Origin of the sequence: Lawsonibacter sp. JLR.KK007 (assembly GCF_036941135.1) — a bacterium.
Lineage (GTDB): Bacteria > Bacillota > Clostridia > Oscillospirales > Oscillospiraceae > Lawsonibacter.
In genome coordinates this window covers 281,441-295,794 of sequence record NZ_JAYWSY010000003.1, presented here as the reverse complement: position 1 = coordinate 295,794, position 14,354 = coordinate 281,441, and the positions used below count along the sequence as shown (strand labels likewise).

The following is a 14,354-nucleotide window of genomic DNA, read 5'->3' as shown; positions in this document are numbered from 1 at the left end:
AATCAAGGGGCCGGGAATTTTTTATTTGGTTGTCCGCTGGGTGGCCCAAATCAACGCGCCGAATCCGCAGCCCCCGATGATATTTCCGACAGTCACCGGGATCATATTCTGCAAAAAGCCCATCCAACTCAAGGCGGACAGATCCACCCCCGCCTCCTGGGCCAGCTGAGCGCAGCGGGGTACCCCTGCCGCCAGCAGTCCGGCGGGGATATAGTACATATTGGCCACACAGTGCTCAAAGCCTCCAATGACAAAGAAGCTCACCGGCACAAAGGCTCCGATGGCCCGGCCCGGCAGACTCTTGCCGCACAGGGAACACATTACCCCAGCGCACACCAGAACGTTGCACAAAATCCCCAGCACCACCGCCCGTCCGAAGGGCAGGGCGCACTTGTTTGCGGCGGTGCGAAGGGCGTACACCGCCAAGTCCGTATTGGAGAAAGCGCCTCCATAGGCCACTGCCGCTGCCAGCAGCGCCGCCCCCACAAAGTTGCCCCCATAGACGACAGCCAGATTCCGCACCATCCCCGCCAGGCCAGCTTGTTTCTCCAGCAGAGAAATGGTGATCATGCAGTTTCCGGTAAACAGCTCCGCCCCGGTGAGAATGACCATGATCAGCCCAAAGGGGAACAGCAGTCCGCTGACCACCCGGGCCACGGAGGCATTCGCCAGCCCATAGGAGGCGGTACTGGCCGCCACCGCTCCGGAGGCGATGAAAAATCCGGCCAGAACCGCCGCCAAAAACAGTTTCACCAAGGGAGCAGCACATTTTTTCACCCCAAGCTGGGCATAAAAGGGTACAAATTCCGCTGGACTCAGCATATTTTCCCGCCTTTCTCTCTCAACACAGCCTCAGCAGGTGCCGCACCTCTCCGATCATGTACAGCGACCCAGTGACGCACACCACGTCCTGTGGCTCCGCCGCCGCCAGTGCCTGGTCCAGGGCCTCCCGGACCGTCCCGCAGGGCGCCGCCCTGCCGCCCCGGCCTCTCAGATAGTCCGCCAACTCCTGGGCGGACATGGCCCTTGGGCTGTCCGGCGTAATGGTAAAAAACTCCTTGGCCAGCGGCAGCAGCTCCCCCATCATCGCAGGATAATCCTTGTCCGCCAGCACACCGGTGAGGAACAGGAGCTTTTTTTCCGGATACAGCCCCCGCAGGGACCGGGCCAGCGCCTCCATGCACTGGGGGTTGTGGCCTCCGTCCAGGATCACGTTGGGGGAGTTCCATGCCAGCTCCAGCCGTCCAGGCCATCTCGCCTCTTCCAGCCCCCGGACCAGAGCCGCCTCTGAAATCTCCCAGCCCCGCTGCCGGAGGACCTTCACCGTCTCCAACACCACGGCGGCGTTGCTGATCTGATGCTCCCCCAGAAGGGCGATGTGGTAGGGCCCGCTGCCCCGATAAGTAAAGGTCTGGCCTTCCAGTCCGGAAGACAACACGACCGGGGAACCGGCCAGCGCCAGACGGCTGTACCGGAACTGACAGATCTCCTCAAACAGGCCGTAGAGATCAAAGCCCTGCTCATAGAGGACCACACTGCAGCCCTCCTTGATGATCCCCGCCTTTTCCGCAGCGATCTTGTCCAGCGTATCCCCCAGCAGCTCAGTGTGCTCCAGGCCGATGTGGGTGATAACCGCCGCCTCTGGGGGGGGAATAATGTTGGTGGAGTCCAGCCGTCCCCCCAGCCCGGTCTCCAGTACCACAATATCACACTTGGACCGCAGAAAGTGGACCATCCCGATGGCCGTCATCAGCTCGAACTCGGTCTCATCCTCCGCCGCCGCCAGCACCTGAACGGCGATCTCCACCAGCTCCTCCCCAGGGATGGGGACCCCATCCACCTGGAAGCGCTCGTGGAACCGCCACAGGTGGGGAGAGGTGTACAGCCCGGTTTTCAGTCCCGCCGCCGTCAACACCGAAGCCAGCATGGCGGCGGTGGACCCCTTCCCGTTGGACCCAGCGATGTGGACAAATTTCAGCTTCTCCTGGGGGTTACCCAGACGGCCCAGCAGCCGTCGGATACGCTCCAGCCCTGGCTTCTGGCCCACCCAGGCCCGCTGGTGGATCAACTCCACCGCCTCCATATCCGTCATCGCTCACGCCTCCCGGATGGCCGCTGCGATCACCACGCCCGGCCCGCTCTCCAGCCGGACCGCCTGGCCCTGAGCGTCCCGGCACAGCAGCAGTTCGCCCGCCCCGGCCTCCAGGCCGAATTCCGGCAGCCGCACCCGTCCGGACACACAGTACAGCCCATGGACGCGGGTCTTCACCCCTGGCTGAATGGTCTGCTCGCAGGGCTCCTCATAGCGCAGCTCCGTCAGAAAGCCCCTGCCTGTCCCCTTGCGCACCATCAGGTTGAAGTCTACGCACCGCCCCCAGCTCTCCACCGGCACGCCGCCGTCAAAGGCGGCCACCCGTCCAGGCTCCAGTTCCATAGGTTCAGCGCCGCCGATTTTCAGCTGAATGCTCCCCTTCAGCACGGATAAAAGCCGGTCATAATCGGGCAAAGGGGTAAAGTCGGAGTGGTCCAGCTCCACGGTGGCCGAGCTGAGCCGCCAGAGGAACTCCCGGTCCCCGTACGCCGCCCTCTCCGGTGAGATCGCCAGCTGGGTGGTGGTGCCGCCGGACCATTCAGTGGTCACAAAATCCGCCTGGGTCAGCCGTTCCCATGTTATCATACCGTTCTCTCCCTCAATCCATATATTTCAGCACACCGCTGCGGCGCAGGGCGTGCACCAGGGGGATGCAGGCCGTCGTGATGCCCACGGCGGTAGCGATCCCGGTCAAAAAGCGGCCGGGCAGAAAGGGCAGATTGACCGCAAAGGAGGTGCGGTACATCAGGCATTCCAGCCAGATGCTGAAGGTATTCCCCACCGTGGTCAGGATGGCCCCGGCGATGCACACCGCGTAGCACAGCACCGGTCGGCTCTCCAGCCGTCTGCCCGAGCGGCGGCAGGCCAGCGCCCCGCAGCCCACCACCAGGCCCCGGATGGCGGCAGGAGCCACATAGAGCACCGTGGTGGGGGCCAGCCCGTAGGGTCCGGTGATCTGGGCCACAAACTCTCCCAGCAAACCGACCACCGCACCCTCGATGGGACCGAATACCATCGCCCCCAGCACGATGGGCAGGGAGGCGAAGGAAAACTTGAAGTAGGGCGTCTCGATGGCGATGGTCCGTTTCAGCAGCACCATCATAGCAGTGAGCAGGGCGAGCATGCAGATCTTGTAGATACTAAAGCGGTTTTTGTTGATTGTCATAATAAATATGCTCCTTTCATGGCGTGTTGCCACGAAAGGAGCATACTCCCCCATGGCAGCGGAATGCGGCACAGCATCGCGGGACTGAAAAAGCCCTTCGTCCGCCGGCAACTTCCCGTCCGACGGCACTTGACGCACTGGACCTACTCTGACCAGGTTTCTACAGGCCCCCTTCACAAGGGGGCTGTCAGCGAAGCTGACTGGGGAGGCTTTGCAGCGCCTCCTCTGCCGCCGTCACCGGCAGCGGTTCTCCTCCCTTTTGCAGGGAGGCTTTTTACATTGCCTTGACTACCGTGCTGTAGATCTCATCGGCCAGGGGCAGGGCTTTGGCCAGCAGGGCCTCGCCCTTGGCGCGGTAGTCCTCCGCCAGCGCCTGATCCTTCAGGCTGCCGATATTGATGAGCACATTGAGCCAGGCCCCCTGAATGGCGGCCCGCAGGGACAGGGCGGACACCCCCAGGTCGCTGGCGGCGCTGTCGTTCGACTTGCCCAGCACCGAGGCGGTGAGTTCCAGGGTCTCCGCCGCCAGCTCCATCATCTCGAAGGGGGTCTTGGTGCAGCCCTTCAGCCCCTCCTGAATGGCTGCGGAGCGGGCGGCCTTCTCCTCGTCGGTGGCCTTGGGCATGCCGAAGGCGGCGCTGACCACGTTGAACGCCTCGGTGTCCCGGTCCATCACGTCCACAAACCGGGTCCTCAGCTCATTGGCCTTGGCCTGGACGGACCGGGCCAGCTCCTCGTGCTCAGCGTACTTCTTCTTGCCCACCGTCAGGGAGCACACCATGGCGGTGAGGGCGGCGCCCAGAGCGCCCTCCAGGGCGGCGGCGGACCCGCCGCCGGGGGCGGGAGCGTCGGAGGCCAGCAGATCGGTAAAGCCGGCGGTCGTCAGTTCAGCAAGCTTCATTGGTCCTCCTCCTTATTCCATCCCCACCAGATGATACTCCATCACCTGATTGTGGCAGTCAAAGTTTTCCAGCTTAAGATAGTGCTCGGCGCAGTCGATCAGGGCCTTGGCGGGGGTAAGGCCCACCACCTCGCTGCCCACGATGTAGGTGCCGTACCGCTCGGCCAGGGCCTTGATCATCTCGTAGACGGTACACAGGGAGGTGTCCTCGTAGTTGACCATGTTCATGGACACCTGAGCGATGCCCCGGTCCTCCAGCATGAAGCCCATGGCCTTGCAGCTGCGGAAGCCGCCGGAGGAGCCGCGGATGACCTTCGCGATCTTCTTGGCGACCTCCACGTCAGAGGTGGCCAGATTCACGTTGAAGGCCACCAGGGGCATCCGGGCGCCGATGGCGGTGATCCCGGCGGTAGGGTGGATCTTCCGCTCGCCAAAGTCGGGAGCCCACTCCTCCTGGAGCAGCTTTTCGGGCATCCCCTCAAACTGGCCCTTGCGGCAGGCGGCCAGATTGCGGCGGTGGGGGGCGGAGGCGGAATCCTCATAGAGGAAGGAGGGGATCTTCAGCTCATCCCAGATGCGCTGGCCCAGCCGCTTGGAAATCTCCACGCACTCTTCCACGGTCACGCCCATGGTGGGGACGAAGGGGATCACGTCGGTGGCTCCCATGCGGGAGTGCTCGCCCACGTGCTTGGTCATGTCAATGACCTCGGCGGCCTTTTGGGCCAGCCGGAAGGCCACCTCCTCCACGGCCTCGGGGGAGCCGATCATGGTGAACACGCAGCGGTTGTGGTTGCCATCGGTCTGGGCGTCGAAGAGGGTGCAGCCGGGCACGCTCTTAGCCACCTCCACCAGGGCGTTGTATGCGGCCTCGTCCTTCTCCTTGCTGCAGCTGAAATTGGGGATACACTCGACAAGTCTGGCCATTGGTGATTTCCTCCTAAAAAATGATTTGAGTTTGGGGGCTTGTTTTTCGTTTGGTACATTCATTATATAGAATCCCGCCCGGCAATGCAAGATTTGGACAAAGGTGTTTTTGATTGTTTGCTTAAAAATATTAAGCTCTGTCCCGCTCTTTGTCCGGTTCTGTTTCCGCCAGCTCCAAAAAGCGGCTGACGCATCCCTCCTGATAGGGACTGTCCTTCCAAACCAGGATGGGGCAGGATTTGGCGGAAAACTCCAGCACCGGCTTGGTATACACCGGCGATCCCGGATGGGCTGCCGCAATGGATTTGGGCAGAAAGCCCACCCCAAAGCCCGCCTGAACCATCTGCATCTCCATCGGCGTGTCGTAGCAGTGGCAGGCCACGTTGGGGGAAAAGCCCGCCCGGCGGCACTCCTTCAGCAGGTCCTGGCTGTAGCCCCACAGGTCGTCGCTGCGCAGCAGGCACATGGGCACGTCCCGCAGGGCCTGAATGGGGACCTGCCCCTGCCCCGGCGCCGGATCGTTCTCAGGGCACATTACCAGTTCCAGGGGGTCCTCCCCCAGCACCAGCTCCTGCAGGCCATAGGTCCGCTCCGACCGGCTGCGGAGGAACAGCACATGCAGCTCTCCCTGCTCCAGGTCCTCCAGCAGGTCGCCGGGGGAGCCCATGCGGACGTACAGCTCCACCTGGGGGAACCGCTTGTGGTACTCCTTTAAAAGACTGGTGGCGATCTGGACGTTGGAGTAGATGATCCCCACCTTTAAATACCCCCGCACCCCCGCGCTGATATCCCGGACGCTGTCCGCCATCGCCCGCAGGCTCTGAAACATCTGCTGGCTCTGCTGGTAGATGCACCGGCCCGCCTCGGTGAGCACGATCCCCTTATTGTTGCGCAGGAAGAGGGTCACCCCCAGCTCATCTTCCAGCAGGGCCAGCTGCCGGCTGATGGGGGGCTGAGCCACATGGAGTTCCCGGGAGGCCCCGGAGATGCTCCCCGCCTCGGCTACTGCAGAAAAATATTCCAGCTGCTTAAAGTTCACGGCAAATCCTCCATACTTTTTTTATATGGCAAATATACAATAGTAGTGCTTTTCATTCTAGCACATTTCCGTTAAAATACAATATATTAGGAGCTGATTCCGGGTGCCATCCGGAAGCATTTCACAAAAATTTTGAGAAACGGAGGACTTTCTATGAATCTCGCAGACGCCATGACCATCAAGCTGGACTATGATCTGCCCGAGTACCCCGCCTTTGAGGAGGGCTGCCGCCGGGCCCCCCGCCGGGAGTCCCACCTGTCCCAGGCCGACAAGGCTCTGGCCATCAAGAACGCCCTGCGGTACATTCACCCCGACCATCACGCCCAGATGGCCAAGGAGTTCGCCCAGGAGCTGGAGGAGCACGGCCGCATCTACGGCTACCGCTTCCGCCCCGCCGGCAAGCTCTACGGCAAGCCCATCGACGAGTACAAGGGCAACTGCACCGAGGCCAAGGCTTTTCAGGTGATGATCGACAACAACCTGGACTTTGACATCGCCCTGTACCCCTACGAGCTGGTCACCTACGGTGAGACCGGTCAGGTCTGCCAGAACTGGATGCAGTACCGCCTCATCAAGAAGTACCTGGAGGTCATGACCGACGAGCAGACCCTGGTGGTCATGTCGGGCCACCCTCTGGGCCTGTTCCACAGCCACAAGATGGCTCCCCGCTGCATCATCTCCAACGGCTTGATGGTGGGCATGTACGACAACCAGAAGGACTTCAACCGGGCCGCCGCCATCGGCGTGGCCAACTACGGCCAGATGACCGCCGGCGGCTGGATGTACATCGGCCCCCAGGGCATCGTCCACGGCACCTTCAACACCCTGCTGAATGCCGGCCGCCTGAAGCTGGGCATCCCCGAGGACGGCAACCTGGCCGGCCGGCTGTTCATCTCCGCCGGTCTGGGCGGCATGTCGGGCGCTCAGGGCAAGGCTGCTGAGATCGCCGGAGCCGCTTCCATCATCGCTGAGGTGGACGACTCCCGCATTGAGACCCGCTACACCCAGGGCTGGGTGAGCCACCGCACCGGCGACCTGGCCGAGGCCGTCAAGATCGCCCAGGAGCATCAAGCCAGCAGGGAGCCCTGCGCCGTAGCCTACCACGGCAACATCGTGGACCTGCTGGAGTACGTCTACAACAACAACATCCATGTGGATCTGCTGTCCGACCAGACCTCCTGCCATGTGCCCTACGATGGCGGCTACTGCCCCCAGGGCCTGACCTTCCAGCAGCGCACCGAGATGCTGGACAAGGACCCCGACGGCTTCGCCAAGCTGGTGGACAAGACCCTCCAGCACCACTACGAGATGATCTGCAAGCTCCATGACAAGGGCACCTACTTCTTCGACTACGGCAACAGCTTCCTGAAGGCCGTGTACGACACCGGCGTGACCTCCATCTGCAAGAACGGTGAGAACGACCTGGACGGCTTTGTCTTCCCCTCCTACGTGGAGGACATCCTGGGACCCTGCCTGTTCGATTTCGGCTACGGTCCCTTCCGCTGGTGCTGCCTGAGCCGCCGCCCCGAGGACCTGGACAAAACGGATGCCGCCGCCGCCGAGTACATCAAGGCCCACAACCGCCGCTACCAGGACTACGACAACTATGTCTGGTGCCGGGACGCCAAGAAGAACAAGCTGGTGGTGGGCACCCAGTGCCGCATCCTGTATCAGGACGCCATGGGCCGCATGAACATCGCCCTGAAGTTCAACGAGATGGTCCGCAGCGGCGAGATCGGCCCCGTTATGCTGGGCCGCGACCACCACGACACCGGCGGAACCGACTCCCCCTTCCGTGAGACCTCCAACATCAAGGACGGCTCCAACATCATGGCCGAGATGGCCACCCAGTGCTATGCGGGCAACGCGGCCCGGGGCATGAGCCTCATCGCCCTCCACAACGGCGGCGGCACCGGCATCGGCAAGGCCATCAACGGCGGCTTCGGCATGGTGCTGGACGGCTCCGAGCGGGTGGACACCATCCTGCGCATGTCCATGCCCTGGGACACCATGGTGGGCGTCTCCCGCCGCAACTGGGCGGGCAACCCCAACTCCATGACCACCGTGGCCGAGTACAACGAGATGTACGCCGGTCAGGACCACATCACCATGCCCTACATTGCCGACGACGCAGTAGTCGCCGAGGCCCTGAAGAGCATCCAGGGCTGACATTTGAATCAAAAACCGGCCAGAGGGGGCGTCCCGTGACGCTCCCTCTTTTGGAAAGGAATGACAACATGAGCAAGGTAATTGTCACCAACATCGGCATGCTGGCCACCCCCCAGGGAAGCAGCCCCAAAAAGGGCCCTGAGCAGGGGAATATCCAGATCCTTTCGGACGCCTGGGTCCTCATGGAGGACGGTATCATCGCCCAGGTGGGGACCGGCCCCGCCCCGGCGGCGGACGAGGTCATCGACGCGGGGGGCCGTCTGGTCACCCCCGGCCTGGTGGATGCCCATACCCACTTGATCTTCGGCGGCTGGCGGCAGAACGAGCTGGGCCTGAAGCTCCACGGCAAGACCTATCTGGAGATCCAGAACGCCGGGGGCGGCATCCAGTCCACCACCAACGCCACCCGCCAGTCCACCGAGGAAGAGCTGACCCAAAAGGCCGCCCAGGCCCTGGACGAGATGCTCCACTTCGGCGTAACCACCTGCGAGGCCAAGAGCGGCTACGGCCTGACCACCGAGCACGAGCTGAAGGCCCTGCAAGTCATTCAAAACCTGAACAGCCGCCACCCCATTGACCTGGTCGCCACCTTCATGGGGGCCCATCTGGTCCCCGCTGAGTACAAGTCCAACCGGGCAGAGTACATCCGTCTGGTCTGCGAGGAGATGATGCCCAAGGTGAAGGAGCAGGGCATCGCCCAATACTGTGATGTTTTCTGTGAGGCGGACACCTTCACGGCGGAGGAATCCCGGCAGGTGCTGGAGGCCGGCCTGAAATACGGCCTGCGGCCCAAGATCCACGCCGACGAGATCGAGGCCATCGGCGGCTCCCAGCTGGCCGGAGAGATTGGGGCCATCTCCGCTGAGCACCTCATTGTCTGCCCCCCCGAGGGCATCGCCAGTCTGGCCAAGGGCGGCGTGATCGCCTGCCTCCTCCCCGCCACCAGCTTCTACCTGGGCGCCGTCTTCGCCCCCGCCCGGGACATGGTCACCGCCGGAGTCCCCGTGGCCATGGCCACCGACTTCAATCCCGGCTCCTGTCCCTGCCTGAACCTGCAGTTCGTCATCAACCTGGGCTGCCTCAAGTACAAGCTCACCCCGGAGGAGGTCCTCACCGCCGTCACCCTCAACGCCGCCGCCGCCATCGACCGGTCAAGCCAGGTTGGCTCGGTGGAGCCGGGCAAGCAGGGCGACCTGGTGATCTGGGACGCCCCCGACCTGGACTACATCTGCTACCGCATGGGGAGCAATCTGGCCAAAACGGTCATCAAAAAAGGCGCAGTGGTGGTAGGCTGATGGACCGTACCGACTATCAGATCCTGAATCTGCTGCAGACAGACAGCCGCACCACCCTGAAGCACATCGGAGACCAGGTGGGCCTCACCGCCCCCGCCGTCTCCGAGCGCATCCGCCGCATGGAGGACAAGGAGGTCATCAAACGGTTCTCCATCCACATCGACCGCACCCTGCTGGACAGCAGCCTGACCGGCTTCATCCTGGTGGCGGTCTTTCCGGAAAAATACAGCGCATTCTGTGAATTCTGCGAACACACCATCTCCATCACCGCCCACCACCATTTGGTGGGCAAGCTCAACGCCCTGCTCCGCTTCGCGGTGAAGGACACCCGAGAGCTGGACGCCCTCCTGGCCTCCATCAAGCAGTATGGCGACTCTCAGACCTCGGTGGAGCTGGGCGCCTACTTTGAGCAGAAGGACGTACCTCTGCCAAAATAACGCAAAACCTTCCCGGCCCAGCTGGCCGGGAAGGTTTTTTATGTCTGGAAGCTTAGAACAGTCCGGTGATCTTCCCATCCTCGTCCACGTCGATCTTCTCGGCGGCGGGCACTTTGGGCAGGCCGGGCATGGTCATGATATCGCCGGTGAGGGCGACGATGAAGCCAGCTCCGGCGCACACCTTCAGGTTGCGGACGGTAACCTCAAAGCCCTTGGGCGCGCCCAGCAGGGCGGCGTTGTCGGAGAAGGAGTACTGGGTCTTGGCCATGCAGATGGGCAGACTGCCGAAGCCAAGCTCGGTGAGCTGCTGGGCCTGCTTTTTAGCGTTGGCGGTAAGTACCGCCTTGTCACCGTGGTACACCCGCTTGACGATAGCGTTCAGCTTTTCCTCGATAGCGGCCTGCTCGTCGTAGACGAAGGAGAACTGGTTGGGCTCCTCGCACAGGCGGACCACCTCTTCCGCCAGAGCTCTGCCGCCTTCGCCGCCCTTGGCCCACACCTCAGACAGCGCCACGTTGACCCCCAGCTCATTGCACTTCTTCTCGACCAGATCCAGCTCGGCCTTGGTGTCGGTGGGGAAGGCGTTGATGGCCACTACGCAGGGCAGGCCATAGACGTTCTTCACGTTGTCCACATGCTGGAGCAGGTTGGGCAGCCCCTTCTCCAGGGCCTCCAGGTTCTCGTTGTTCAGCTCGGGCTTGGGCACGCCGCCGTGGTACTTCAGCGCCCGGACGGTGGCCACGATGACCACAGCGGAGGGCTTCAGCCCGGCCTTGCGGCACTTGATGTCGATGAACTTCTCCGCCCCCAGGTCGGCGGCGAAGCCGGCCTCGGTCACGGCGTAGTCTCCCATCTTCAGGGCCATGCGGGTAGCCATCAGCGAGTTGCAGCCGTGGGCAATGTTGGCGAAGGGACCGCCGTGGATAAAGGCGGGGGTGCCCTCCAGGGTCTGGACCAGGTTGGGCTTCATGGCGTCCTTCAGCAGGGCGGCCATGGCCCCCTCCGCCTTCAGATCGTGGGCAGTGACGGGCTTGCCATCATAGGTGTAGGCCACGATCATTTTGCCCAGCCGCTCCTTCAGGTCGGTGATGGAGGAGGCAAGGCACAGCACCGCCATGATCTCGCTGGCCACGGTGATCTCAAAGCCGTCCTCCCGGGGGACGCCCTGCATCTTGCCGCCCAAGCCGTTGATGATGTGGCGCAGCTGGCGGTCGTTCATATCCACCGCCCGCTTCCAGGTAATCTGCTTCACGTCGATGCCCAGAGCGTTACCCTGCTGAATGTGGTTGTCCAGCATGGCGGCCATCAGGTTATTGGCCGCGCCGATGGCGTGGAAGTCGCCGGTGAAGTGGAGGTTGATGTCCTCCATGGGGACGACCTGAGCGTAACCGCCGCCGGCCGCGCCCCCCTTCACGCCGAACACCGGTCCCAGAGAGGGCTCCCGCAGGGCCACAGCGGCCTTCTTACCAATCTTGCGCAGGCCGTCGGCCAGGCCCACCGAGGTGGTGGTCTTCCCCTCTCCGGCGGGAGTGGGAGTGATGGCGGTAACCAGGATCAGCTTGCCGTCGGGGGCGCTGGTCTCGCTGAGCAGCTTGTAGTCGATCTTGGCCTTGTAGCTGCCGTACAGCTCCAGATACTTCTCGTCGATGCCGGCGGCAGCGGCGATCTCAGTGATGCGCTGGGGCGTATGCTCCTGGGCGATTTCAATGTCGGATTTGATGCTCATCTTGGTGGACCTCCTGCTTTCAGTAGATTTTTGTATGTTCCCCGGGGCTGTCCCCCGGCGCTTTGACTGTCCCCATTATAGCGTACAAATCAAATCCAGTAAACCATATTTTTTTCCTGTTCCAGGAGAAACACTTTATTTCGGAAAGAAAATCCCACCTTTACGCCCGTTTTCCAAACCGGGCGGCTCCGCCGCCCTCCAAACCGTCTCTCCCGCAGTTCCATTTTTATATTAGCGCACTGCTGTATCAGCCCGCTAGCGTTAGACTGTAATAGTATACAACCAAATTTTATTTTTCGTCAACCTTTTTGTTGATTTTAACAGTTATTTATGGTATGATACCGTTGTATCAGGGTCCTGCCGGAGAGGGGCTCCCGTTCCAGGAAAACCATCCTCCCGGAACAGGAGATTCGGCCGGACCGCAGCAATTGGAAGAGGAAACATATTTAAGAAAGAGGGGTACATTATGCCAACAAAGGAATCCAAAACCCGCGCCGTGCGGCTGCCCAATGTAGTTGAGGCACTCATCCCCATCGTGGTGATGATCGGGCTGATGCTCTATCACTTCATTGGCAAGACCGACTACGAGGACGCCCACATGCCCCTGGCCGTTGCCATTGTGGTAGCCTGCATCATCGGCTGCCTGTGCGGCCACAGCTTCTCCGACATGCTGGCCGGCATGATTGACCGGCTGAACGCCACCATGGAGGCCATCCTGATCCTGTGTACAGTGGGCCTGCTGGTCGCCTCCTTCATCATGTCGGGCACCATCCCCGCCCTGATCTACTACGGCCTGAACCTGCTCACGCCCCAGCTGTTCCTGCCCATCGGCTGTGTCCTGTGCGCCATCGTGGGCCTGGCCTGCGGCTCCTCCTGGACCGCTACCGCCACTATGGGTATCGCTATGCTGGGCATCGGCGCTGGCCTTGGCATCAACCCCGCCATCACCGCCGGTATGGTCATCTCCGGCGCCTATGTGGGCGACAAGTTCTCCCCCCTGTCCGACACCACCAACCTGGCCGCCGCCGTCTCTGAGACCGGCCTGTTCGACCACGTCACCGCCATGGTGTCCTCCACCGCCCCCACCTTCGTCATCGCCATCGTCCTGTACGCCATCATCGGCTTCACTACCGGCGGCGGCAGCTATGACCCCAAGGTCGCTACCGACCTTCAGACCGCCCTGGCCGAGGGCTTCAACATGAGCCCCATCCTCCTGCTGCCCATTCTGGTGGTCATCGGCGCCTGCGTCCTGCGTCTCCCCGGTCTGGTGGGCATCGCCATTTCGGTGGGCACCGGCGTTCTCTTCGCCGTCGTCTTCCAGGGCGTTGGCAGCCTGAGCGACCTGTTCGACATGCTGCACTACGGCTACACCTTCGAGTCCAGCAACGAGCTGGCCGCGACGCTGCTTACCCGGGGCGGCATGGACCACACCATGTGGACCATTAACCTGATTCTGCTGGCCGTAGCCTACGGCGGCGCGCTGGAGCGCTGCGGCTGCACCGAGGCCCTGTTCGGCAAGCTGAAGGCGAAGCTGAACTCGGTGGGCAGCCTGGTCCTGGCCACCATGCTCACCTCCCTGTTCTGTGATGCCACCATGTGCGACCAGTTCCTGGGCATCGGCGTCCCCGCCCCCCTGTATGTGGAGAAATATGACGAGCTGGGCCTGGGCCGGAACATGATGTCCCGCACCCTGGAGGACTGCGGCACTCTGTGGGCCGTCATGTTCCCCTGGACGGGCTGCGGCGCTTACCAGCAGACTACCCTGGGTATGTCCCCCTTTGTCTACTTCCCCTTCGCCTTTGTGAACCTGCTCAACCCCATCTACGCCGCCGTCACCGCCTTTATGGGCCGCAACATCTTCTGGGCTGACGGCTCCTACACCAACATTCTGGGCAAGACCAAGGCCGGCAAGCCTGCCAAGGCTCCCGCCGAGGCCCACGAAAAGGCTCTGAAGGCTCTGGAGGCCCGCCGGGCCGCCGGCCAGGCCCCCAAGATCAGCGCCTGATCTCCCGGCCAAGAAAGGACTTATCCTGTGAGCAAGCCATCCCTCCCCTGGGCCGGTCTGGACGGCCCCATCTACACCCCCCGGGAGCTGAAGCCCCGGAAGCCCTATGTCATCTACACCTGCTGGGCCATGGTGGTCCTTCTGCTGGTGGGCGGCATCGTCACCCGCTTCAAGATCGCCCTGATGTTCGGCGCACTCTACGCCCTCACCCTGCTGACCATAAAGGATGTGGCCATAACCCGGCGGGGCCTGGAGATCTTCTACCAGATGAGAATCACCACCAACTACAACTTCTGGCCCTGGTCTGAGATCAACGCGATTGTGATTGAGGACCGCAGCCATCCCGAACTGATCGCCCTCCACTTCGGACGGGGCAATGCCAGCAAGCGATTTTTCTTCACCCGCCAGGACACCCAGGATATCCTGATCCTGGCCCGCGAAAAGAACCCCGGCGTGCCGATACGCCAACTGAACACGCCCCCCAACTCCGGCAGTTTTTCCCGCGGGAGCAAGGGGATCTGACGTCCGCGGCCCCCAGAGGGACCCCCTCCCTTTTGGGGGCCGCCGCTGCTATGGAATTTCCCGGCATATGCCGAACCTG

The 14,354-nt window shown here is 62.4% G+C and carries 13 protein-coding genes and 1 riboswitch; of the genes, 5 read left to right on the top strand and 8 right to left on the bottom strand.

What is annotated here, in order from left to right:
• Positions 1-21: 21 nt before the first annotated feature.
• The 7 genes from VV088_RS19665 to VV088_RS19635 all read right to left on the bottom strand — a co-directional run bounded on the left by VV088_RS19665 (position 22) and on the right by VV088_RS19635 (position 6,121).
• A complete protein-coding gene (locus VV088_RS19665; protein ID WP_334602356.1) occupies positions 22-822 on the bottom strand; it encodes a formate/nitrite transporter family protein in 801 nt (266 codons plus the stop codon).
• 19 nt (positions 823-841) lie between these two features.
• Entirely contained in the window at positions 842-2,092 is a 1,251-nt protein-coding gene (locus VV088_RS19660; RefSeq protein WP_334602355.1) for a bifunctional folylpolyglutamate synthase/dihydrofolate synthase, read from the bottom strand.
• Positions 2,093-2,095: 3 nt separating this feature from the next.
• The gene (locus VV088_RS19655) at positions 2,096-2,677 is read right to left on the bottom strand and encodes a HutD/Ves family protein (protein WP_334602354.1); all 582 of its coding nucleotides are present in this window, start codon (positions 2,675-2,677) and stop codon (positions 2,096-2,098) included.
• A 13-nt stretch (positions 2,678-2,690) separates the two neighbouring features.
• A complete protein-coding gene (locus tag VV088_RS19650) occupies positions 2,691-3,257 on the bottom strand; it encodes a folate family ECF transporter S component (RefSeq protein ID WP_334602353.1) in 567 nt (188 codons plus the stop codon).
• A 54-nt stretch (positions 3,258-3,311) separates the two neighbouring features.
• A riboswitch (THF riboswitch) is annotated at positions 3,312-3,410 on the bottom strand.
• A gap of 121 nt (positions 3,411-3,531) precedes the next feature.
• Positions 3,532-4,158: a cyclodeaminase/cyclohydrolase family protein gene (locus VV088_RS19645; RefSeq protein ID WP_334602352.1), complete on the bottom strand. Its 627-nt coding sequence runs from the start codon at positions 4,156-4,158 to the stop codon at positions 3,532-3,534.
• A 12-nt stretch (positions 4,159-4,170) separates the two neighbouring features.
• Entirely contained in the window at positions 4,171-5,082 is a 912-nt protein-coding gene (gene ftcD / locus VV088_RS19640; RefSeq protein ID WP_334602351.1) for a glutamate formimidoyltransferase, read from the bottom strand.
• 130 nt (positions 5,083-5,212) lie between these two features.
• Positions 5,213-6,121: a LysR family transcriptional regulator gene (locus tag VV088_RS19635; protein ID WP_334602350.1), complete on the bottom strand. Its 909-nt coding sequence runs from the start codon at positions 6,119-6,121 to the stop codon at positions 5,213-5,215.
• A 153-nt stretch (positions 6,122-6,274) separates the two neighbouring features.
• Here VV088_RS19635 and VV088_RS19630 point away from each other — a divergent pair, with 153 nt between their 5' ends.
• The 3 genes from VV088_RS19630 (at position 6,275) to VV088_RS19620 (ending at position 10,022) form a co-directional block, all read left to right on the top strand.
• Entirely contained in the window at positions 6,275-8,290 is a 2,016-nt protein-coding gene (locus tag VV088_RS19630; RefSeq protein ID WP_334602349.1) for a urocanate hydratase, read from the top strand.
• Between the two features lie 68 nt (positions 8,291-8,358).
• On the top strand, positions 8,359-9,585 hold the full coding sequence (gene hutI / locus VV088_RS19625; RefSeq protein WP_334602348.1) for an imidazolonepropionase: 1,227 nt from the start codon (positions 8,359-8,361) through the stop codon (positions 9,583-9,585).
• On the top strand, positions 9,585-10,022 hold the full coding sequence (locus VV088_RS19620) for an Lrp/AsnC family transcriptional regulator (RefSeq protein WP_334602347.1): 438 nt from the start codon (positions 9,585-9,587) through the stop codon (positions 10,020-10,022). Before hutI ends, VV088_RS19620 begins: the two co-directional genes overlap by 1 nt.
• 52 nt (positions 10,023-10,074) lie before the next feature.
• On the opposite strand, the gene VV088_RS19615 is transcribed toward VV088_RS19620, so the two are convergent.
• Complete coding sequence (locus tag VV088_RS19615; RefSeq protein WP_334602346.1) at positions 10,075-11,748, bottom strand: formate--tetrahydrofolate ligase; 1,674 nt, start codon at positions 11,746-11,748, stop codon at positions 10,075-10,077.
• Between the two features lie 466 nt (positions 11,749-12,214).
• On the opposite strand from VV088_RS19615, the gene nhaC reads away from it, so the two are divergent.
• Positions 12,215-13,753, top strand: coding sequence for a Na+/H+ antiporter NhaC (nhaC, locus tag VV088_RS19610; RefSeq protein WP_334602345.1), 1,539 nt, complete (start codon positions 12,215-12,217; stop codon positions 13,751-13,753).
• 27 nt (positions 13,754-13,780) lie between these two features.
• Positions 13,781-14,275, top strand: coding sequence for a hypothetical protein (locus tag VV088_RS19605; protein WP_334602344.1), 495 nt, complete (start codon positions 13,781-13,783; stop codon positions 14,273-14,275).
• The last annotated feature ends 79 nt before the right edge of the window (positions 14,276-14,354 follow it).